Origin of the sequence: Paenibacillus sp. NPDC093718 (assembly GCF_050279985.1) — a bacterium.
Taxonomy (GTDB): Bacteria; Bacillota; Bacilli; order Paenibacillales; family Paenibacillaceae; genus Paenibacillus_AQ.
Genome location: NZ_JBNNUS010000012.1, coordinates 28,213 through 47,673 on the forward strand (window position 1 = coordinate 28,213; position 19,461 = coordinate 47,673).

General features: G+C 47.2%; 16 protein-coding genes. 11 read left to right on the forward strand and 5 right to left on the reverse strand.

Features of this window, described 5'->3' with window-relative positions; genetic code table 11:
* Window positions 1-2 precede the first annotated feature (2 nt).
* From ACQKPA_RS27890 to ACQKPA_RS27910, 5 genes are all read left to right on the forward strand, one after another.
* Window positions 3-2,387, forward strand: coding sequence for a transcription initiation factor TFIID (locus tag ACQKPA_RS27890; protein WP_427495680.1), 2,385 nt, complete (start codon window positions 3-5; stop codon window positions 2,385-2,387).
* Window positions 2,388-2,424: 37 nt separating this feature from the next.
* Window positions 2,425-3,690 (forward strand): vWA domain-containing protein, encoded by a 1,266-nt coding sequence (locus ACQKPA_RS27895; protein ID WP_427495681.1) that lies wholly within the window; start codon window positions 2,425-2,427, stop codon window positions 3,688-3,690.
* Between the two features lie 17 nt (window positions 3,691-3,707).
* Entirely contained in the window at window positions 3,708-4,349 is a 642-nt protein-coding gene (locus ACQKPA_RS27900; RefSeq protein WP_427495682.1) for a beta-mannanase, read from the forward strand.
* A gap of 74 nt (window positions 4,350-4,423) precedes the next feature.
* The gene (locus ACQKPA_RS27905; RefSeq protein WP_100541387.1) at window positions 4,424-5,683 is read left to right on the forward strand and encodes a hypothetical protein; all 1,260 of its coding nucleotides are present in this window, start codon (window positions 4,424-4,426) and stop codon (window positions 5,681-5,683) included.
* Window positions 5,683-8,658 (forward strand): hypothetical protein, encoded by a 2,976-nt coding sequence (locus tag ACQKPA_RS27910; RefSeq protein ID WP_427495683.1) that lies wholly within the window; start codon window positions 5,683-5,685, stop codon window positions 8,656-8,658. Before ACQKPA_RS27905 ends, ACQKPA_RS27910 begins: the two co-directional genes overlap by 1 nt.
* A 70-nt stretch (window positions 8,659-8,728) precedes the next feature.
* Here the strand turns inward: ACQKPA_RS27910 and ACQKPA_RS27915 are convergent, their stop codons facing one another.
* A complete protein-coding gene (locus ACQKPA_RS27915) occupies window positions 8,729-9,079 on the reverse strand; it encodes a winged helix-turn-helix transcriptional regulator (protein ID WP_071220915.1) in 351 nt (116 codons plus the stop codon).
* Window positions 9,080-9,207: 128 nt separating this feature from the next.
* On the opposite strand from ACQKPA_RS27915, the gene ACQKPA_RS27920 reads away from it, so the two are divergent.
* The 3 genes from ACQKPA_RS27920 (at window position 9,208) to ACQKPA_RS27930 (ending at window position 10,552) form a co-directional block, all read left to right on the forward strand.
* On the forward strand, window positions 9,208-9,831 hold the full coding sequence (locus tag ACQKPA_RS27920) for a nitroreductase family protein (RefSeq protein WP_427495684.1): 624 nt from the start codon (window positions 9,208-9,210) through the stop codon (window positions 9,829-9,831).
* A 124-nt stretch (window positions 9,832-9,955) separates the two neighbouring features.
* Window positions 9,956-10,297: a hypothetical protein gene (locus tag ACQKPA_RS27925; RefSeq protein ID WP_427495685.1), complete on the forward strand. Its 342-nt coding sequence runs from the start codon at window positions 9,956-9,958 to the stop codon at window positions 10,295-10,297.
* 18 nt (window positions 10,298-10,315) lie between these two features.
* Window positions 10,316-10,552, forward strand: coding sequence for a hypothetical protein (locus tag ACQKPA_RS27930; protein ID WP_427495686.1), 237 nt, complete (start codon window positions 10,316-10,318; stop codon window positions 10,550-10,552).
* A gap of 159 nt (window positions 10,553-10,711) precedes the next feature.
* Here ACQKPA_RS27930 and ACQKPA_RS27935 read toward each other — a convergent pair whose 3' ends face one another.
* The gene (locus ACQKPA_RS27935) at window positions 10,712-11,350 is read right to left on the reverse strand and encodes a nitroreductase family protein (RefSeq protein WP_427495687.1); all 639 of its coding nucleotides are present in this window, start codon (window positions 11,348-11,350) and stop codon (window positions 10,712-10,714) included.
* A 117-nt stretch (window positions 11,351-11,467) separates the two neighbouring features.
* Here ACQKPA_RS27935 and ACQKPA_RS27940 point away from each other — a divergent pair, with 117 nt between their 5' ends.
* Both ACQKPA_RS27940 and ACQKPA_RS27945 read left to right on the forward strand, forming a co-directional pair.
* The gene (locus tag ACQKPA_RS27940; RefSeq protein ID WP_113059459.1) at window positions 11,468-11,827 is read left to right on the forward strand and encodes a MerR family transcriptional regulator; all 360 of its coding nucleotides are present in this window, start codon (window positions 11,468-11,470) and stop codon (window positions 11,825-11,827) included.
* 57 nt (window positions 11,828-11,884) lie between these two features.
* The gene (locus tag ACQKPA_RS27945; protein WP_427495689.1) at window positions 11,885-12,250 is read left to right on the forward strand and encodes a YybH family protein; all 366 of its coding nucleotides are present in this window, start codon (window positions 11,885-11,887) and stop codon (window positions 12,248-12,250) included.
* A 121-nt stretch (window positions 12,251-12,371) separates the two neighbouring features.
* Here ACQKPA_RS27945 and ACQKPA_RS27950 read toward each other — a convergent pair whose 3' ends face one another.
* From ACQKPA_RS27950 to ACQKPA_RS27960, 3 genes are all read right to left on the reverse strand, one after another.
* Window positions 12,372-12,926: a DUF1700 domain-containing protein gene (locus ACQKPA_RS27950; RefSeq protein WP_427495690.1), complete on the reverse strand. Its 555-nt coding sequence runs from the start codon at window positions 12,924-12,926 to the stop codon at window positions 12,372-12,374.
* Entirely contained in the window at window positions 12,919-13,263 is a 345-nt protein-coding gene (locus ACQKPA_RS27955; protein ID WP_427495691.1) for a PadR family transcriptional regulator, read from the reverse strand. Before ACQKPA_RS27955 ends, ACQKPA_RS27950 begins: the two co-directional genes overlap by 8 nt.
* A 165-nt stretch (window positions 13,264-13,428) precedes the next feature.
* Window positions 13,429-14,604 (reverse strand): serine hydrolase domain-containing protein, encoded by a 1,176-nt coding sequence (locus ACQKPA_RS27960; RefSeq protein WP_427495692.1) that lies wholly within the window; start codon window positions 14,602-14,604, stop codon window positions 13,429-13,431.
* An 801-nt stretch (window positions 14,605-15,405) separates the two neighbouring features.
* Between ACQKPA_RS27960 and ACQKPA_RS27965 the strand changes: the two genes are divergently transcribed.
* The gene (locus ACQKPA_RS27965; protein ID WP_427495693.1) at window positions 15,406-19,434 is read left to right on the forward strand and encodes a glycosyl hydrolase family 18 protein; all 4,029 of its coding nucleotides are present in this window, start codon (window positions 15,406-15,408) and stop codon (window positions 19,432-19,434) included.
* Window positions 19,435-19,461 lie beyond the last annotated feature (27 nt).

A 19,461-nucleotide genomic window follows, 5' to 3' on the forward strand; every position in this document is an offset into this window, starting at 1 on the left:
CGATGAGGGAGATTCTTCGCCAGTATGCTGCCGGCTATGCCAAGTCGGAAGAGCAGCTTACCTTGATGGAGGATGATCAGAGCAGCATCCACTACCCGGAGGTATACTTGTTCATTGGCGACAAGACAGCGTCCGCCATCGAACCGATCATGGAAATTCATGACCGCAAATGGGATAACAGCGCAAGCGTCGTTTATTTTCATGTGGGAACGGACCGGAGCGGAAGTCGGGAGCCGAAAGGCTCCGAATCCTCCAGTCGCCTTCACCGGTATCATCTGCAATTGCCGGAGTCAGACGGCGCATCCAAATCCGCACGCAAGGAGCTGTACCAAGGCTTCTATCGGGACCCGCATCACCTGGCCGGGTTGAATAAAGCAATTCGGAAGCTGAGCCACCATATCTCAGACTATGGACGCAGCTATTCATCCTTTGACCGGATTCATCTGTCTGTCATTACACGGGTCGACGACCCGTTCAATGTGTTTATACCGGAAATTTCATTACTGGCCGAATCCATCTTCAAGCAGTCATTCAAGTCGGTGCAAATGGATATGTATGTGCTCATTAATGAAAGGGAGCAGATTGATTCCTATGGTTATGCGAGCTCTGTGGGCGTTGCCTTCCTGCGGGAGCTGGAGCTGATGCAGAGCCGGGAATACAGCTTCTCTGCGCCGCTGCAGGTAACGGAGGATGGGCTGACCATTCCGGTCGTTCACCCGTCCTCGCCGTTGTTTGATCTCGTTTATGTACTATCCGATAAGAATGAACGGGGCATATCAGGTTATGCCGGGATGCAGGATATCTACGATATCATCTGCCATCTGGGTTTGCTTAAGAACCGGAAGCAGAAGGATGAAACCTATGACGGAGTCCGGGGCATATACAACAATACGTCGTTCAAAAGCAATATCATGACCGAATCCGGCCGACAGGGCTTTGTCTCCGCCGGCTTTGCCCGGGTGAAGAGACCAAACGAGCCGATTGCGCTAACGGTGCTCTATCATCTGTGCCGCGGGCTGCTGCTTCGCATGAAGGGCGGGCCGGAACCGGAGGTTCATGAATGCCTGACCTACTTCGGTCTCGACCCGGAAGCCGTATCGGCAAGAGCGGACCGGTTGCTGCCCGACGCAGAGCATCTGGAAGGGCTAAAGGGGATGATGTCACACCCCGTCAGTTATGCCGGACTGAAGCGGATGAACATTCGCGAGGCTGAAGAGGCGCTGTTCGGCGAAGGGTGTCGGCAATTTTTCCACAGCAATTACGAGCTGGAAGTCCAGAAGAGAATGAGAGATATGAGCACTTCTGAAGATCTTCATCGTGCGCTTCGTCGCACCTTGGCGGATCATCCGCAAATCGGTTGTTATCAAATCGTGAAGTGGACGAGCGACAAGGCGGGAGAGGGGATACTGCTTGAAGCGGTTCGTTCCCGAATTCGGGATCTCGGCAGCCTCCTGAAGAGCGAGCAGGACGGACTAAACCGCTATTATGAGGAAAGCGTGGAAAGTCAGCCGTTTAAGAAGCTTCCTTTTCGGGACAAACAGAATGTGCGCCATTTCATTCGTTATTTCGTTGGCGAGGTCTATCGTCGTAAACATGAGCTGTTATTACTGGAAACGGAGCTTGCGCTGTACAGGCTCTATGAGGCGGAGCTCGAACGGATTCACCGTCAGTACAAGCAGCAGGCGAACACGCTGGACCAGCTCGAAGCGGAATTGCTGGAAGCGGCCAAGTCGAGCATCCGTACCGCAGATGATTATATCGGCCAGAACCTGATGGAGTATTATGGCCTGGTCACGGAAGAGCTGATGCTGGAATTGGAGAGCAAGCGCGGCCAGGGCGTATTCTTCGAGGAACGGTATGTCGGCAATCTCTCCATCGTTACGCATGAAGGGATCGAACCGATCCTGTCGAACATGATCCGGGTCTGTTTGAGGGATCTATTGACGGCAGAGCCGTTCGTGCAGACCTTCGAGGAAGAACTGCTGCGGCGGGCGAACGTAACCATCGACTACAATAACAAGCAGGTGCTTGCCAAGGAAGATCTGTTTAAGGTGCTTTACCGGATGCTGGAGGAGAACTCCGTTACGTTGGTCAGACTGCTTGACTATACGCAGGAGCATCGATACGAGGAGAAATATTTCTTTTGCGATGCCGACAGCGAATTTGTCCGTTATGCGATCCACGCCGATGAAGCTTTACGGGTGTACAAGCTTGGCATCGTGCATGAGAAGCGCTCGAGCGGGGTTGAGAAGCTGAACCTGATGGGAGGTTTCCACTTGGAGGATCTGATGTACTACCGGAATGGCAGAACCTACTACGAGACCTATACGGCAAACGGTTATGAATTTCATGGAATGGAACCGGCGCAACTTCCCGAGCTGCGCTAGCGTTCTTAGATTCTTATACAGAGAGTAGGCGTGTATTGTGCAACGAAAAATAAACCCTCTCCTGCTGCTGTTTAGTGTAGTCGGTGGGGGAATCGGATTTGCCATTGGGGAATTTTTGCTTCGCCAGTGGGGGACAGGGCTTCCCGTCATCGTGGTTACAGGGATCTATTTCGGAATTTTGGCCTTGTGCATCGGATTGGCCTGCTTAATCGCAGAACTGATCTCCCCTCGTTTGAATGGGAGCTCATGGAGACAGCGATATACAGGCACATCATGGAAGCTGCTGATTCCATCCACTTTGGTGGCACTGTTCCTGCTAGGTATGCTGTTTGAGTGGGTGTATCAGTTGAACCCGGGCAGCGCCAAGCCCGTGAAGGACATCGTGCTGATCATTGATAATTCAGGCAGCATGAAAGATACGGACCCGAATCAGGACCGATATACGGCGGCCAAAAATCTGATCAACCGCATGGACGAGGATAACCGTGTATCCGTGATGGTGTTTGATCATTCGACAACGTTACTGCAGCCGTTTACGCGTGTGAAGAACCAAGAAACCAAGGATGAGATCATCGCGGAAATCGACGGTTTGACAACGACCGACGGTGGCACGGACATCAGTCTCGCGTTGGAGGATACCATGACGCATATCCAAGAGAGCCATGATGCCGCTCGAAGCGCCATGGTCATTATGCTGTCGGACGGCTTTAGCGAAACGGATCATGCGCGTGTGCTTGCGGACTACAAGCAGCAGCAAATCGCGGTGAATACGATTGGCCTCAGCCTTGTTAACCCGGACGGTGCCCAACTGCTTCAGACGATTGCCGCCGAAACGGGCGGGCAATATTACGATGTGCAGAACGCGGCAGATTTGTCTTTTGTTTTCCAGAAAATCTATGACGATGTCGGGGATCGTTCTCTGTTGACGAAACGTACGGGCGTTATGGAAGATAGCGTTTATTATCAGATTGTAAGAATCGCTGCGATGCTGCTCATTGGCGCTGCCATGGGTCTTGCCCTCGGGATCGTGTTTGATAACCGCCATCTCGCGCTCAGCTTCAGCATCGGCGGAGCGGTATCCGGCGTGCTCGCAGGCGTTGTTCTGGAATATGGCCTATCCGGGGGAGAAGTGGGGGATGCCTCCATTCGTATGCTGGCCTGCTTCATCCTAGCAGGAGTCATCGCCTTGTTTACGTTGGTGATCCCGGTTAAGGAGAACAGCAGGATCATTCGTAATGAGCAGCGGCCGGGCCGAACGGGACGAGGACAACGGCCGAATGATTCAACAAGCCGAGGATTTTAAAGCAGGGGGCGTTCGATATGCGTTTTAAAAATGCGGAGCCCGGAGAAGGGGTCATTCAGGGATTAAGCTATCAGTTGGAAGATGGTTTCTGTACGCTCCGCTGGAGCTGGCCGCCAGGTCTTCAGGCGGTATACATTCACCGCGAGATGGATGATGGATTTGGTCCGCCCGCAGGAGCTTTGGAGCCTGGCAGCCTGCGTCTGTATACCCGAGACGAGTACAAGGCGAACAATGGGTATCGGGATCGGGTGGACGGAATTGGTCAGATTATGTACACGGTGTATGCCATGTCTTCCGAAGACGGAGAGATGGCCTTAATCAGGCAGCCGGATGAAGCGAACAGCATTCAGTTCAGCACCGGCAAAGCCATGCTGGCATACTCCATCCGCGAAAAGAGCCGCTGGCTGCAGCCCTATAAGACGATTGAAATTCAGGTGACGGCGGAAGTGGCGGTACCCAAGGACGTTTTATGTTACGTGAAGAAGCAGGGGGCTTATCCGGTTAACAAGGAAGACGGCATCTTGTACCCTTTCGTTACGGATTTTGCAGCAGGACGCAACGAATTGCCTGCGATCGAGGTGGGCAAGAATGATTATATTCGCTTGTTTTTTACGGATGGTAAGAAGTATGGACAACGGTATGAGCTCGTTTATAGATAGAGAGATCGAACACACAGTAACCACGATGAACGCGTCAGTGTGTAATTCATAGGGTTCAGAGGGAGGTACAAAAGATGGGCATTTTTGATATATTCAAGAAAAAACCGGAGCCGGAGCCAAGGCCGCTGTTCTATGATATTGTGTGCCCTTACTGTTTCAGTAAGTTTGCTCCGAAGGAGGTTGTCTTCCGGGCTGCCCACGACCGAGAGGATGACGAGGACTATGCGCTGGGGGAAGATGATGAGCTAAATCGGTACCGTGAACGCTTTGGGCTGGATTCGGTGTATGATATCGAAGCGATTATCCGTCCGAGCGACATACCGGAGGAGCAGCACATTTATTCGGATCACGTGCTGGTTGGATTGAACGACCGTTACGGAGTCGTCACGCGCAGGCGGTTGTGCCCGAAATGCCACAATGAGCTTCCGGTAACCGCCGGGAAGGTGCCGAGCAACATTATCTCGATCATCGGTGCTTCGCAGGTGGGCAAGTCGGTCTATATGACTTCGCTCATTCATACGCTGCAGCATACGACGGCGGATCATTTCGATGCGGCCTGCATGCCGCTGAATGCCGAGATCAGCCGCAAGTTCCGTACCGGCTACGAGGAGCCGTTGTTTGAACGCGGAGATTTACTGGCGTCTACGCAGAAGGAGAAGATGCAGGAGCCCTTCATTTTTCAATTCGTGTTCAAGGATGAGTCCAAGCCGCCGTTAACGCTCGTATTTTTTGACGTAGCGGGCGAGGGGATGGTGGACGAGGACTACTTAGGACTTCACGGACAGCATATCAAGAATTCCGCGGGTATTCTGTTTATGGTGGATCCGCTCCAAATCCGCTCCATTCGGGAGAAAATTCGTTTGAAATTCGGTGACCAGCCCGGTGAATGGGTGTCCCAGTATGATGAGCCGCGGGATGTCGTGCTGACGATGTTCGGCGATTTCATCGCTTATGAGGACAAGGGCAAGACGGATATTCCGACGGCCGTCGTGCTGACCAAGAGCGACATGCTTCATGCGCTGAAGGATGAGGATGGCGAATATGTGAAGCTGAACAGCAACATTTTTAACAATGTGGTGCATCGCAAGTTTTTGAATTTGACCGAGTTTGAAAATATTGACGGCGAGATCCGCCGTTTTATCGAGAAGGTCGACCGTCCGTTCAAGGGAACGATGGATGTATACTTTTCCAATACAGCGTATTTTGCCGTGTCGGCTCTAGGCAGCAACCCTGTCGACCAGAAGCTGCAAAGCGTCGTTAGCCCGATTCGGGTGGATGAACCGTTCATCTGGCTTCTGTACAAGCTGAAGTATATTCAGGGGAGGGAAGACTAGTGCCGGATTTCCCATCCCGAACCATACAGCAGCAAATGTACACGCGGGAGCGGCGGGGCATATTCCGTTCAGCCGAAGGCTTTGATACGGTGGCTCGTTCGTCCGGCTTGGAGGCTTCCTTTATCAAAAAGGTGCTGCATCCCTTTTGCCAATACGAAGCTCCTGCCGAGCTGACAGCACGCAGCGAAAGGGAAGCGGCAGCTTATCCGGCTGCCCTTCATCTGTTCCATACGGAAACAGGAGAAACGGTGCTGGGGCGAAGCGTGTTTCAGCCTGCGGACTTTACGGGACTTCGCAGTGCTTTTTTTACGCATCATTATGTCATTCCCGACGGTTTCCTTGAAGATGAGCATTCTGCTTATCAGACCTGGCTGCAGGCTTCCTTTGCTGATCACTATGATATTGAAGAAGGCGTTGATCTGCCGCAGCTCCCTGCCATTCCGGTTCAAGGGGATTCTCCAGCCGCCATTTCATATAAGAAGGCGCCAGCCTTATTGCAGGAGCTTGGGATCGACGAGAAGGTATTCAAGCAGCTGCTCTATGCATGCATATCCGCGGCTGCCGGGAAGAAAAAGGTATATATCGTTCTGGATGTTCCGGTGGAACAGTTGTCCGCGAAGGCGGAGCAGCTGCTCTTTGTGTTGTTTGGCCGATTGCCCTATGCGCTACGCCAGGTGCTTGGATTCGTAACCTATGCCAAGGAGCCGCAGAGCAAGAAGGGACTTCACCTCATGTTCGTGGAGAAGGGCAGCCTGCGCCTGAGCGACCGCAGCATCGAGAAGGATTATTTGTTTGAGCTCGCTGCCGGCAGGGTTATCAATGCCGATCTGAAATGGTCCGAGCAGCCTTATCTTGATTTTGCATGGGATACGCTGCTGGACCCGGATCGCTCTGAGCGCTTTTTTGCCTTCGCCGAGCAGATGCTTGCCGATATGGAGCCGGGTCTGGGGATCTTGCTGGACAGCTACGATGATTTATGTGTGCTGTTCCAGATTGAAGAAGGCCAAGAGGGCTTGTACCATGAGCATAAGCATGCCGTGCTGCGCGCAATGCTGCTTTATTTGAAGCCGGCAGGCGCCCTTGCTTCTAAGGAAAGGCTGGATCAGCTGTTCCACGCCCTGTTTGCCAAGGAATTCGAGCTTGTCAAAGGCGGACATGTTCCGGATGCAGCGATTGCCGGTTTCGTTAGAGATTATCACGGCATCAATCCCCGGCAGCATCATGATCTGATTGTGGAATATTTTATCCGCTCATTAAATAACGCCTTATCGAAGCGGCGTCAGGATGTGACCGAGGCGATTTACGACCTGCTGGAAGGCAGCCCGGCCTTAAGCCGAGCCTTCTACGCCAGGGTGCTGACCAGTCCGGGACTGCCGGCGTTAATGTTCGATCCGTACATGAAAAAGCGCATGCAGCAAGCGGCGTCGCCTACAGACTTAGTAGATCTGATCGGCTTGTGGGTTCGGAACCACCCACTCCTGCTGGAACAGGAGAATTACATCAGGTTAGCTGAAGCCCAGCTTGTCGATAAGCTTAAGCTGGATTCGGATCCGGTGAGAGCGGTCAACGCCGTACTGGACCAATTGGATTCGCTGGAGCACCATCCTCAGAAGGGAATCGGTCGTTACCAAGGCGGAACTGCATTTGCAGACCGGTTGATATATGCGGCAAACCTTTTCCTCTTGCGTGAGTTGGAGCCCGAGCAATTAAGCCAGAAACAGCTGCTGGATATCGGCTTTCTGCAAATGCCGAAGGAGTTCAAGGGCTGGGTAGAGCGGTTTGATTCCCGGATTCGGTCCAAAGCCGCGGTCATGCTGGCCCTTCACCAATGGTCCAGCCGAGAAGAAGCAAGAGCGGAGGTGCTGGAGGATCTGTCAGCCGAGGAGCGGGAACGAACCCAGCAAATCATGCGGAAATGGCTGCAGAACCATGTGGTGCCATCCAGATTTGATAGCATTACCCTAGCCTTTTGCACGGAGATTCGTTCCAGTGCCGTAGACTATCGGGGCTTGCTTGATTATTTGCACAGATACGGCAACAGTCCGGAAGTGGTATACCAGTATATGAAGTGGTCTGCCGAGCAACCTGTATTCGTTAGACCGCGCGGACTTGTTCCGGCTTATGCCACCGCCATCGTCGATTATTTCAAAACCTATGACCGTGAAGCGTTCAAGAATAAGGAATATGCGAAAACGTATTTCAATTCTCCTGCTCCAATCCTTAAACCGGTTTATACGAAGGTCAGGGCCGAATTAGCTTCGCCGTTGGTGCGATGGATTCGACAGCATTCGCGGTTCGTAAAAGTCACGTCATCTTTGCTTGCGGTGATCGTCATTGCTGGCGCTGTCTTTATGATGATCCAAAACGGCAAAGGACCTGTGGATGGCAGTGCCGATCCGAATCCGGTCACCACCCCTCCGGTTACCGCACCTCCGGCTTCTACCGATACCGTCCTTGAAAAGCCGTTACTGACGGCAACGGTGGTGAAGGAAGGCGAGCAGGAGGGCAAGACCGAGCTGAGTTTCCATTTTAAACAGCCGGCGGCTTGCCGGGATTTCAATGTGGACGAGCTGCAGATTGTAGGCAAGGATGCAAGCACGTTGTTTGAGGCTGCCAGCCCTGAATTAACGCGGGTATGCGCGGATGAAACTACAGGCGAAGCGGAAGCCGATCCATCAGGAACAGAGATTGAATCAACGGAAAATCAAACGGACCCGAATACTGGGACTACAGAAGGGGAAGGCACCTCTGATCCTGTTGAAGGTCCAGATGGGCAGTCATCGGAAAGCGTTGGTGACGCTCAGGAAAACCAGACTTACTCAAGTCAGGTTACCGTGAAGCTGGATAAGCCGCTTGACGTGTCCCTAGTCGAGAAGGTTGTTGTGGATGGCGTCTCGTATGAGCTGTCCGACGAAAGCGCGCTTTCGGAAGAGCCAGAGCAGACTCCGGAGAATGAGGCGGATGAAGGAGTTTAATAATAGAAAACGAGCAGACGAATGATCGTCTGCTCGTTTTTTTTCGACGCCTCTTTATATGCACGACCGCCTATTTATGCTGGCAGCAGATTTGTTCTTCTGTTTCGAGGTTTTGTACGGTTGCGTAGGTGTTGCCCCATTCACACATTGTATTTAATACAGGCACGAAGGATTGGCCCAGCTCAGTTAAACTGTATTCTACCTTAGGCGGCACTTCTTTAAATACTTCTCTTCGGACAAGCTCATCTCTTTCCAGCTGCTTTAATTGCTCGGTTAAAACTTTCTGCGTTATGGTTGGCATGAGCAGATAGAAATCCTTGGTTCTCCTTGGTTTTTGACTCAGAAAAAAGAGGATTAAACATTTCCACTTTCCTCCTACCGTATTCATAAAAATATTGATTCCCGTATTGAGACCATTCATTATGGATTCCTCCTAAATAGGCACATAAAGGTGGCTAACCCACTTTATTGTGCGTTATTTTCTGCCACTGTACGGTCCATTATAATCGGAATGTGAAGCAAATAAAACATTTGGAGTGAGTGAGCACAATGAGTGTGAGAGAGATATTGGAACAAAGACGTTCTGTCAGACATTATGATCCCCATTATAAAGTGGAATCGGAAACGTTGGCTGCTTTGATTGAAGGAGCCAGCCAATCGCCCAACGGAAACAATATTCAAGCGACACGGTACCTGGTTATAGACGACCCGAAGTTAAAAAACTTGTTACTCCCCATTGCCTTTCATCAGCAACAGGTAGTAGAAGCATCCGTACTAATCGTTGTACTGGGCGATTATCAAGCATTTGAAAAAGAAAACATTATACATATCCATGAAGATGGATTCCAAAAGGGTTATTTTGACGCAACATTAAGAGACTATTTAGCCAACGCGGCTATCCAATATTATCTAAATAAATCAAAAGAAGATTTAAAGCTCGAATTAGTAAGAGACGCAAGCCTGGCGTCCATGTCGTTAATCTTACTTGCGAACGAGGCGGGTCTTCATACGATTACCATGTCCGGGTATGATTCCGAACAATTAAAGTCGGCCTTACAGATTTCTGACAGGTATGAAGATGTGATGCTTATAGCCATTGGGAAAGGAATTAAACAAGGTCATAAAACCGTTAGACACGATGTGGACAAAGTCATTTATACAAATAAAATATAATTCATGGAATGAAATATTAGTTTGCTTGTTGTTTGTTCATGCAGTGAGTGGAACAAAATGGGATTAACATCCGTCTAATAGTTATACTTTCTTCGATGTATTTCTATTAGGAGGGACTAGAAGGATGAGAAAAAGCCTGGTTGCTGCAGCACTTATAGCGGTATGGATTGTCACAGGCTGTTATGAGAAGGAACAAGCAGCCCCGATCATAGATGAGGCAGTGGACGTGATCAACCAACATGGTGTGATGGTGAAAAATAGGGGGAAACTGGATGCCTTTATTGATCAGACGGAGGGAATGCAGCGTATTGAGCTAAGGCCGAAGGTAACGTTCGACTTGGAACTGAGGTTCGGCGTTAATCAGAGGAATGAGATCAATACAAAGGAACGAACCGTCGTGAAGGATCTTCAGAATGGAGAGACTGCGGTGATTCGTGATTTCGAATTCACCGATAAGGAACGTTAGAGCATCTATAAGGCGTTGGTGCTTGCCGACTATCAAGAGGATAAATCGTTAACTATCGCGTGCAATAAAAAGCCGCATGAGAGCTTTGACCTGACGGTAAAGGTAGCGAACGGAAGTTACCACTATGCTTGGAGCGAGTGCGATAAGAGCGAAGACGGTAAACGGATGACCATGCTGGTTGAAGACATTGTCGGTACGTTAGAGGAGCATGAAGAGTATAAGCGACTGCCCGCTGTGCAAGGATATTACGAATGAGGCCCCGGCCATGTTTAAAGCAGCCGATCATAATGATCGGCTGCCTTTTTCTTATTGATTGAGATTTTTGACGTTTTAACAGTAAGTTCTATATAAACCTGCAATTTGAGTCTAATGTTATTTTTGAAGAAGGAATGGTGAATCGATTACGGAACATGGTTACCTCCAAAATGTAATCTTGTCAGAGCTTAATCGAACGGACTCATGCCCATTTTCTTTGGCTTTTCCTAATGAGATGATCATGACAGGAGCATAGCGTTCTTCATCTAAATCGAATGCTTTTGCTAACTGATCAGCTTCAAAGCCTGCCATTGGATTCGTATCATACCCATGTGCACGAGCTACTAACATGAACTGCATGGCAAAGAGGCTGCTATCGACTTTTGCAATTTCAACTTTCATTTCTTTTGATAGAGTCGGAAAGTAGGATAGAATGGTTTCGAGTTGACGATCTCGTACTTCAGCTGGCATTTTTCCTTGTTCCACAGCTGTATTGTAAATTTCTTCAGTATATAAATAGCTTTGGGTATCACCAAAAATTAATAACATGGCTGATGAAGTATCATTCTGTAACGTATTGAACCTCACAAGAGGTCTTAGCTTTTCTTTTCCTTCTGGAGTATCGACCACAATTATACGCCAAGGCTGCATATTTGCCGAGGATGGAGCCAAGCTGGCTTCCGAAATCATGTCGCTTATCTCTTCTTTCGATATTTTAATGTTCTCATCGTAATTACGGACAGAACGTCGGCCCATAACGATACTGGCGAAATCGTTATTTTGAATATGGTTAAACATAGAACCTCTCCTTTTGATAACATAGATTTTTTGACTTTGTAGATGTCATTCGTTATCATATTTCGTATTATGAACTATGAACCTAGGTTTATAGCAAGAAATAAAAGAGGTCCTATTATGAAAATAAACGATGTTTCAAAATTAACGGGTCTGCCCATATCAACATTGAGATTCTATGAACGTAAGAACCTAATTCCGGACAGCTATGTTAAAAGAGATGCAAATAATTATCGTGTTTATTCTGAAGACATTGTGGAGTTTCTATATGATGTGAAGACACTTTTATCCGTAGACTTTTCGATAGAAGAATTAAGTTTGTTGGTAAATCAACAACTTAACTTATCATACGAGGCAAAAACAAAAATGGTTGAACAAAAAATCAAAGAAATTGAAGAGATCCAGAAGCGATTGAAAAAATCGAAGAAGTTCTTGAATGCAGTTTTGGAAGGAAAGGCAAATTTTCAAACCAAGTGTTAAGGAAATTATTTATTTCATAACTTATATGCCTAGTTGAGGGAAAGGAGGTGCGGAACCATGTCCTATCAAAAGGCACTTGAAGCATACATAGCGGCCACGAATACGCATGATTTTGACAATGTAGCCCGGCTGCTCGACGAAAAAGCGGTCTATTGGTTTTCGGACCGGAGCTGTCATACGTTGGATGAGATTCGGGCCTATTTCGAACATGCTTGGCATGTTATTCGGGACGAGGTATACCGGGCGGAGGATGTAGAGTGGATAGCGAGTGATGCCCATTCGGCGGTATGTGTCTATACCTACCACTTCGAGGGTTATCATCAGGGGACATTTACGTCTGGAAGCGGGAGAGCAACGAATGTATTCGTTCGCCATGCCGATAGCATATGGAAATTAAAGCATGAGCATTTAAGTTCGATTTGATGAATCGGTTGGATATCATTGCATAAATAAAATGAAAAAGAGTCCTTGGAGGGCTCTTTTTCCATTAAAAACGGGGTGCGGTTGGTCTATGTGTGGACCGCCGCGCCCCGTTCTTTTTTTATTAAAATTTTTTCTTTTTCTGACTAATTACGTGTATGTATTTAATTGTAAGTTTCCATAACACTTTCCCCAACCAAAACATCAACACACCAATTACAATAGAAATGGGTAAGAACAGCATGGGGCTTGGTGTATATGCTCCCATTTCGATTGTTATTCCGGCAATATCATATCCCATAAGATGCCCGACAAATTTGATAATTCCGCCTATTGGTGTAATAACTCCACTAGTCATTAAAGCAATGGAAAGAGTACTGATAAAAGGCAAAAGAAGCATACCGCTGACGCCTGCAAAGCTGCTACAAAATGCAAATATAGCGCCGAATTTACGCCAACTAAATTTACTGTTCCTTGAAATGGATTCACCTAAGTATGCTTTCGCTAATTCTTTTGGGTTTCCTAACCGTTCAATGATTTGCTCAGAAGATAAACCATTATTTTGCAATTCGAGCATATTACTTTTGATTTCTTTTACAATGTCAATACGCTCGGAATCGGACATGGATTTCAAATACTTTTCAATTTTTACAAGATAGTCATTCATGACTTTATCCATTATTTAATGCTCCTTTAATTTCTGATATAGCCGTTAATAAATTATCCCATTCTAAGGACATAGCGTTTAGGTATTCGTTTCCTTTTTTAGTAATGGAATAATATTTTCTCGGTGGCAAACCCTCTGTACTTTCTTGCCAAGATGAAGAAACATATTCTTCTTTCAATAATCTTCTAAGCAGAGGATAAATTGTATTTTCTTTGGCAGCAACAATAGGATACTGCTCTAACTTACTTATGATTTCATACCCATAATATGGTCGCTGCTTTATTAGCAATAGAATACAAAATTCGAGTGTTCCTCGCTTAATTTGTGATTTCCAATCTTCGACATTCATGATATCGTACCTCCTGCCCGTACATCGTACAGCACAGTATATCAAAAATCAATAGTACATCAGAGTTTTTTTCAACATCTTGAATCGATAGATTCATAAAAACGCTGCCATCCTTTTCCTATGACTCTTCAGAAAGAATAGCGTTTTTTCCGTTTTCCTTTTTTCTTATTTGCCAAATTCAGCAAGTATAATATTTTTAAAAGGATTAGGACTGTTATCTCTACCCATACTGTTCAAACTGACGACCAACGTATGCTTGCCTCCAAGTGTACCTCCAGCAAAAGTAGAAAACCCTAGAATGCCACCCGTATGTCCCCATATCGAGACACCGTTTGGGAGCTTAGTTTCAAAGATTCCAAGACCCCATCCTTCCATTCCTGCTCTTCCAGTAGGAACTGTAGTAAGCATTTGTTTTAGTTGCTGTTCCTTCAGTAATTTGCCACCGAGCAAGGAAGAGAAGAATTTATTTAGGTCGTCAGCAGTAGAAATCATGTCTCCAGCCGAGCCACCTGCACTTGGGTTATAATATGTAACGTCTTTTATCTCACTTGCTTCGTCTGGTTGGGAATATCCCCGAGCATGGTTGGTGCCTGGAATAACGCTTGAATTGCCAGGCAGGAATGTATCCGACAATTCAAGCGGTTCAATAATCCGATGTTCAATCTCTTCCGCGTAGCTGTTTCCGGTTACTTTTTCAATAAGAATACCCAGTAATACGTATCCTGTGTTTGAATAAGACCAGCCCTTTCCTGGGGCAAAGTCTGGGGGGAGAGAAATCCCCATCTTCACTATTTCTTCAGCCGTATACGATTTCTTTGTATCCATAAAATCAGCGTCTTTTGATCTTGAGTATTCAGCGATACCACTTGTATGGTTCAATATCTGCCGAATGGTAATCTGTTTACCATTATATCCGTTCCCTTGAATGACACCAGGCAGCCATTTTTCGATGGAGTCGTCTAGATTCAAGCGCTTCTCTCCAGCTAATTGAAGTACAACGGTTGCGGTGAACGTCTTTGTCACGCTGCCAATGCGAAAGCGAAAATCTGTTTCCATTGGTTTCTTGGTGCTCAGATTCGCTACCCCAGCCGCATATCCCCACGTTTTTCCATTCTCGAAAGTTTTTGCAAGTATCCCCGGGAATCCAAGTTGCAATGTATCCCGCATTGCTTGCTTGACGGAATTATGATCTCGTTGGGTGCTTGTTTGTAACGAACTACACACATATTGAGTCGGCTCTGCTTTTACAACTGAGGTTGGCGATGTGTATAGCAGGCACAGGGAACTTCCAGTTATTACAAGGGCTAAACTTGCAAATGTAATTTGACTACGTATTTTCATATGGCATTCCTCTTCTCTATTCATATTGTATGGTTTACTAACGCCATTCTGTCCTAACAAGCGGTAAATTCCTCTTTTTTCACATGTATGTTGTCCCCCTAAATTACTTCTTTTTCTTGAAAAACGGGTTTGTTTTTCATGTATACGTCATATTGTTCCACCTTTCACAGCTACCTTCTGCATATACATCGTACAACACAGTACCTCAATTAACAATAGTATATCGGAATTTATTATTCAACGTAAAAGCGATATGTTGAATGAAACTCAGCATCAACAACCGCGCAGCGCAAGCATAAAGAGCGGGTAATGGTACGAAATAGGGAGCACAAGTCCTTGTATAGGGCTGGTTTCCGGGCGCGTTTTGAGAGGGGAAGGGTTGTATACCTTTTCCTTCAAAATCAGCGTTCAGCTGCGTGTAGATGATCCATGTTGAATTTATTAACAGAATATAAAATGACAAGAATTTATCCCATGGTTATGGAAATGTATCCCTTCTCAATCGATAGTGTAGGTTCCATGATACAAATATATGAATATGTATTAAACTCGAATGAATTCATGAAAGGAGGCTGTAGTAGAGCGCTCGGACAGTGATTCCATCATGAGCAGAAAGGGGGGGGCTGAACTTTACATAGTTGATCTGGAAAAATTAGTAACCGCTTTCAATAGAAGTTTGATTTAAGCGATCTGCGAAATTAGGCAAGTCATCAAAGAAACACCCGATGACACCGAGGGACAGACATTCATCCAAATGCTGTATCATTTGCAATCGAAATTTAATCAACAGAGGTGAAAACGGTGATACCCTTTATAACGAAAAAGCAGCACCCGAAATGGGTGATATGGTTCCTGGCTCTTATTCTCCTAGCGGCACCGCTGCTCAATGCTCCTGCATCCTATGCAGCAGAAGGCCCCCCTTCCTCAGAGACTCCCACCATTAGCTCCGACATCGATCCGGTAACGGTAACAAGCTCGACCTATGGATCTCAGGATCCGCTGGCGCCGCAGAATCTTCGTGTGGTTCAAGACACAATCACTTCCACTGAAGCAACGATTCAATGGGATTATGACAAGAATAATCCTCAGCACACATTTGATATTGATGTCTGGAATGCCGTTGACGATGCATGGTATACATGGGGGAACGGCGGAAGCCGGACTCTTGATAACTTGAAACCCAATACAACTTATAAACTTTACATTACCTGGTTTGAGAGACCATCTCAAGGACCGGACCAAAGGCATAAGAGTAATGTAGTCGAATTCACTACGCTGGATGGTGATGTTAAACCTCCAAAGACGTCTGCTCCACAGAATCTCCGATTAGTTGAGGTCACGCATAACCAAGCAACCTTTGAGTGGGATTTCCTTAAGGGGGATAAGAATGATATCGATGTCTGGAATGCAGACACGGATGCTTATATCACATGGGGAAATTTAACCACTCATGCCGTTACAGGGCTTAGTCCTGAAACAACCTATCGCATATATATTACTTGGTATGATCATAGGCCATCCAAAGACATGAAAAGTAATGTTCTTGAACTCACGACCACGGCGGATCAAACCGTGTATGAACAAGCGCCGATAGCACCTCCAAGTTATTTGAAAGTTACAGATATTTCTGAGGAAGCTGTAACTCTCCACTGGGGAGAGAGCTCGAGTGCTACTGGGTACGAATTATATATAGACGATAACAAAGTCGAGACATTGGGCACGGTGACGTCGGTCACATACGCCTTGAATGCAATGGCAAATCGAGAATATAGCTTTGAAGTCACTGCCGTTAAAGCAATCCAAGGACAGACTTCGGAAACCTCTGCGAAGAGTAACGCCGTCAAACTGAAATGGGGAGAACTTGCAAAACCTGAGGGGCTGCAGGTTGTTTCATCCACAAGATCTACGGCAGCATTGGGATGGGCACCAGTTCCAGGGGCTACAGGCTATCATATTTATCAAGATGGAGCGAAGATACAAACAAGTAATGAGAGCCGTTTTTTGGCTGCTGGACTGCAAGAAGGCAAGTCTTACTCATACCAGATTGAAGCCTTCAACAGACTGTGGACATCACCTATAAGTGAAGAAGTTACGGTTGTACCCGGAAGCAATTACAACAATATTACTTACTACACATCATGGTCAGCACTTCCAGACGAACGGAATTTCTATCCGTCTGATATTGATGTTTCTCAGGTAACTCATATTAATTATGCGTTTGCAGATTTATGTTGGAAGAAATTTGGAAGTGCTGTGAGAGCATGTGAAGATCCAAATGTTCCGCTACAGGACCGATACGTCTATGATGGGGAGATGATTATTGGGGATCTGGAGAACGACTTCAAGAACTTCAAAGCATTTGAAGGTATCAAAGCGGCTAACCCTCATTTGAAACTTATGGTTTCAGTAGGCGGCTGGTCTTGGTCCAACAACTTCTCTAATATGGCGAAGACCGAAGAAACTCGCCGAGCCTTTGCGAACTCTGCTGTTGATTTCCTTCGCGAATACAAATTTGATGGTTTGGATATCGACTGGGAATACCCGGTCGAAGACGGGGAGAAAGACAATTCCAGGGCACCGGAGGATAAAGAAAATTTCGCATTGTTAATGAAAACCGTTCGCGAGGCGTTGGATGCTGCCGGATCAGAGGACGGGAAGTATTATCTCCTGACGATTGCTTCAGGGCAGGGAGATAATTTTGTTAAAAATGCAGATCTTGCGAATTCCGTGAAATATCTCGATTTCATTAATATCATGACTTACGATTTCAGCGGAAGCTGGGAGACGCTGGGTCATCATAATGCACCACTGTTCTATGACAAAGAGCATCCAAAAGCAGCATCATCCGCTCCAAGAAATCATGTGCTTGGCGGTTTGTTAGGACATCTGATCGGTGGGGTGCCGACGCACAAGCTGATCGCCGGTGTTCCCTACTACGGTAAGGGCTGGGATGATTGTCCGCCAACGGGTCAATATCAAACTTGTAGGGGTGGCTCATCATTAAAAACTTGGGAAGCGGGAGTTTTCGATTTCAGCGACCTCGAGAATAACTACATCGACAAGAACGGCTATAAAAGATTTTGGAACGAATCCGCCAAGGTGCCTTACCTGTACAATGACCAAAATAAAGTGTTCATCACCTACAACGATAAGAACACCATGAAGTACACCGCTTCGATCGTGAAGTCGCTGGATATTGCTGGCGTCATGAGCTGGGATATCAGTGGCGACCGCAATAAGACGCTGACGACTCAACTTATTCATGACCTGCCGATCGACGGTAAAGTCAATGCTTCAGCACTCCCGGCTCCGGCGAACCTCTCAAAGGTAAGTGCAGGCTCCAGCTCCATTCAAGTGAAATGGGATGTTGTGGCAGGTGCAACGGGATACGAAGTATATGTGAACAATGCTTTGTCAGGCTCGGTTACAGAGAATAGTTATACCGTGAATGGTCTTAACTCTCTGACGAACTACAAGATTCATGTACTTGCGGTAGATAGAGCAGGGGATGAGATTAACCGCGTCTCCAGCGCTTCGAATCTGCTTAGCGTAACGACTTCAAGCAGCAGTTCCGGTGGATCTGACGGTTCCGGCGGATCGGGAGGCTCTGGTTCACCAACGCCTTCGACGCCTCAACCGCCTAAAGCCAAAGATCAGCTAGAGGCAAAAGTCACGCTTCATGGCGATAAGGCTATGGTGACCATACCTACGGCTGCAGCAGTTAACAGCATTAACCTTTCGGATTCCTCCAACTTCCAGATCCATGCGGGTGCAGGTGCGAAGCAGGCTGAGGTTGAGATTCCGCAAGAAATCATCGCTGCCGTTGCGAAAAAAGGAGCCAAGGCCAGTCTCTCCATTATCGTGAACGGGACAGAATACCGGATTCCGGCTTCGCTGATTCCGGTTCCCGGTCCTGTGAAAGTCGCGATTGTTTCTCCAGGGGCTGATGACGCCGCAAATGTGGAGAAACTGATTAAGGAAAGAGAAGTACTAGCCGACCCGCTGTTGTTCAAGCTTGAGCAAATAAATGCGGATAAGACAACGACCAAACTGAAGCATTTCGGCAAAACCCATGTCAGCGAATTTGTTACTGTAGATGCGAAAAAGATAAATATAAAACGTGCCACCGGAGTGGTTTATATACCAGGTACCCAAGAGCTTCGATCCGTTCCGACCTTGTTTAAAGTTAACGCGGATGGTACGGTAACGGTTGAAATCAAGAAAACCGGCAGCGGTATTTATGCCCTGCTTCAGCAAGATATCCGGTTTAGTGACGCGATCCCTTCATGGGCACGAGAAGACGTTGCGCAGGCTGCTGCCAAGCTGATCGTATCTGGTGAAAGTAACGGAACTTTCGGCGGTAATCAACCCATTACCCGTGCCGAAATTATATCCATTGTGGTGAACGCGCTGGGTATTGTGCCTGACGACAGTTACTCCAACTTCAAGGATGTAGATCCGAAATCCGGATATGCCAGAGAGATTGCAGCTGCGAAAGCGGCAGGGTTAGTGAAGGGACGCTCAGGCGATATCTTTGATCCAAACAGCTTGATTACCCGTGAGGAATTGGCCGTCATGCTGAGCAATGTGCTGAATTATGCCGGCAAGAAGAACGAAGCGGACCAAGGATTGTTAAACAAATTTAAAGACCACGCCAAGGTTTCATCCTATGCGAAGTCGTCCGTCGTCTTCGTTGTGGAGCAGAAGATTATGCAAGGTGTATCCGCCTCCAAGATGGATCCGCAATCCCATGTAACCAGAGCTCAGACGGTAGTAACCGTCATGAGATTGCTGCGGGCAGTGGGTTTATCTAACGAACATAGCAATTGAAGAGAAATGCCGTGCTGCTGCTCATGC

What these genes read in the sequence shown, in the direction of transcription:
- ACQKPA_RS27890 (WP_427495680.1), top strand. Translation starts at nt 3, where the DNA reads ATGAGGGAGATTCTTCGCCAGTATGCTGCCGGCTATGCCAAGTCGGAA.
- ACQKPA_RS27900 (WP_427495682.1), top strand. Translation starts at nt 3,708, where the DNA reads ATGCGTTTTAAAAATGCGGAGCCCGGAGAAGGGGTCATTCAGGGATTA.
- ACQKPA_RS27905 (WP_100541387.1), top strand. Translation starts at nt 4,424, where the DNA reads ATGGGCATTTTTGATATATTCAAGAAAAAACCGGAGCCGGAGCCAAGG.
- ACQKPA_RS27915 (WP_071220915.1), bottom strand. Translation starts at nt 9,079, where the DNA reads ATGAATGGTCTCAATACGGGAATCAATATTTTTATGAATACGGTAGGA.
- ACQKPA_RS27920 (WP_427495684.1), top strand. Translation starts at nt 9,208, where the DNA reads ATGAGTGTGAGAGAGATATTGGAACAAAGACGTTCTGTCAGACATTAT.
- ACQKPA_RS27925 (WP_427495685.1), top strand. Translation starts at nt 9,956, where the DNA reads ATGAGAAAAAGCCTGGTTGCTGCAGCACTTATAGCGGTATGGATTGTC.
- ACQKPA_RS27935 (WP_427495687.1), bottom strand. Translation starts at nt 11,350, where the DNA reads ATGTTTAACCATATTCAAAATAACGATTTCGCCAGTATCGTTATGGGC.
- ACQKPA_RS27940 (WP_113059459.1), top strand. Translation starts at nt 11,468, where the DNA reads ATGAAAATAAACGATGTTTCAAAATTAACGGGTCTGCCCATATCAACA.
- ACQKPA_RS27945 (WP_427495689.1), top strand. Translation starts at nt 11,885, where the DNA reads ATGTCCTATCAAAAGGCACTTGAAGCATACATAGCGGCCACGAATACG.
- ACQKPA_RS27950 (WP_427495690.1), bottom strand. Translation starts at nt 12,926, where the DNA reads ATGGATAAAGTCATGAATGACTATCTTGTAAAAATTGAAAAGTATTTG.
- ACQKPA_RS27955 (WP_427495691.1), bottom strand. Translation starts at nt 13,263, where the DNA reads ATGAATGTCGAAGATTGGAAATCACAAATTAAGCGAGGAACACTCGAA.
- ACQKPA_RS27960 (WP_427495692.1), bottom strand. Translation starts at nt 14,604, where the DNA reads ATGAAAATACGTAGTCAAATTACATTTGCAAGTTTAGCCCTTGTAATA.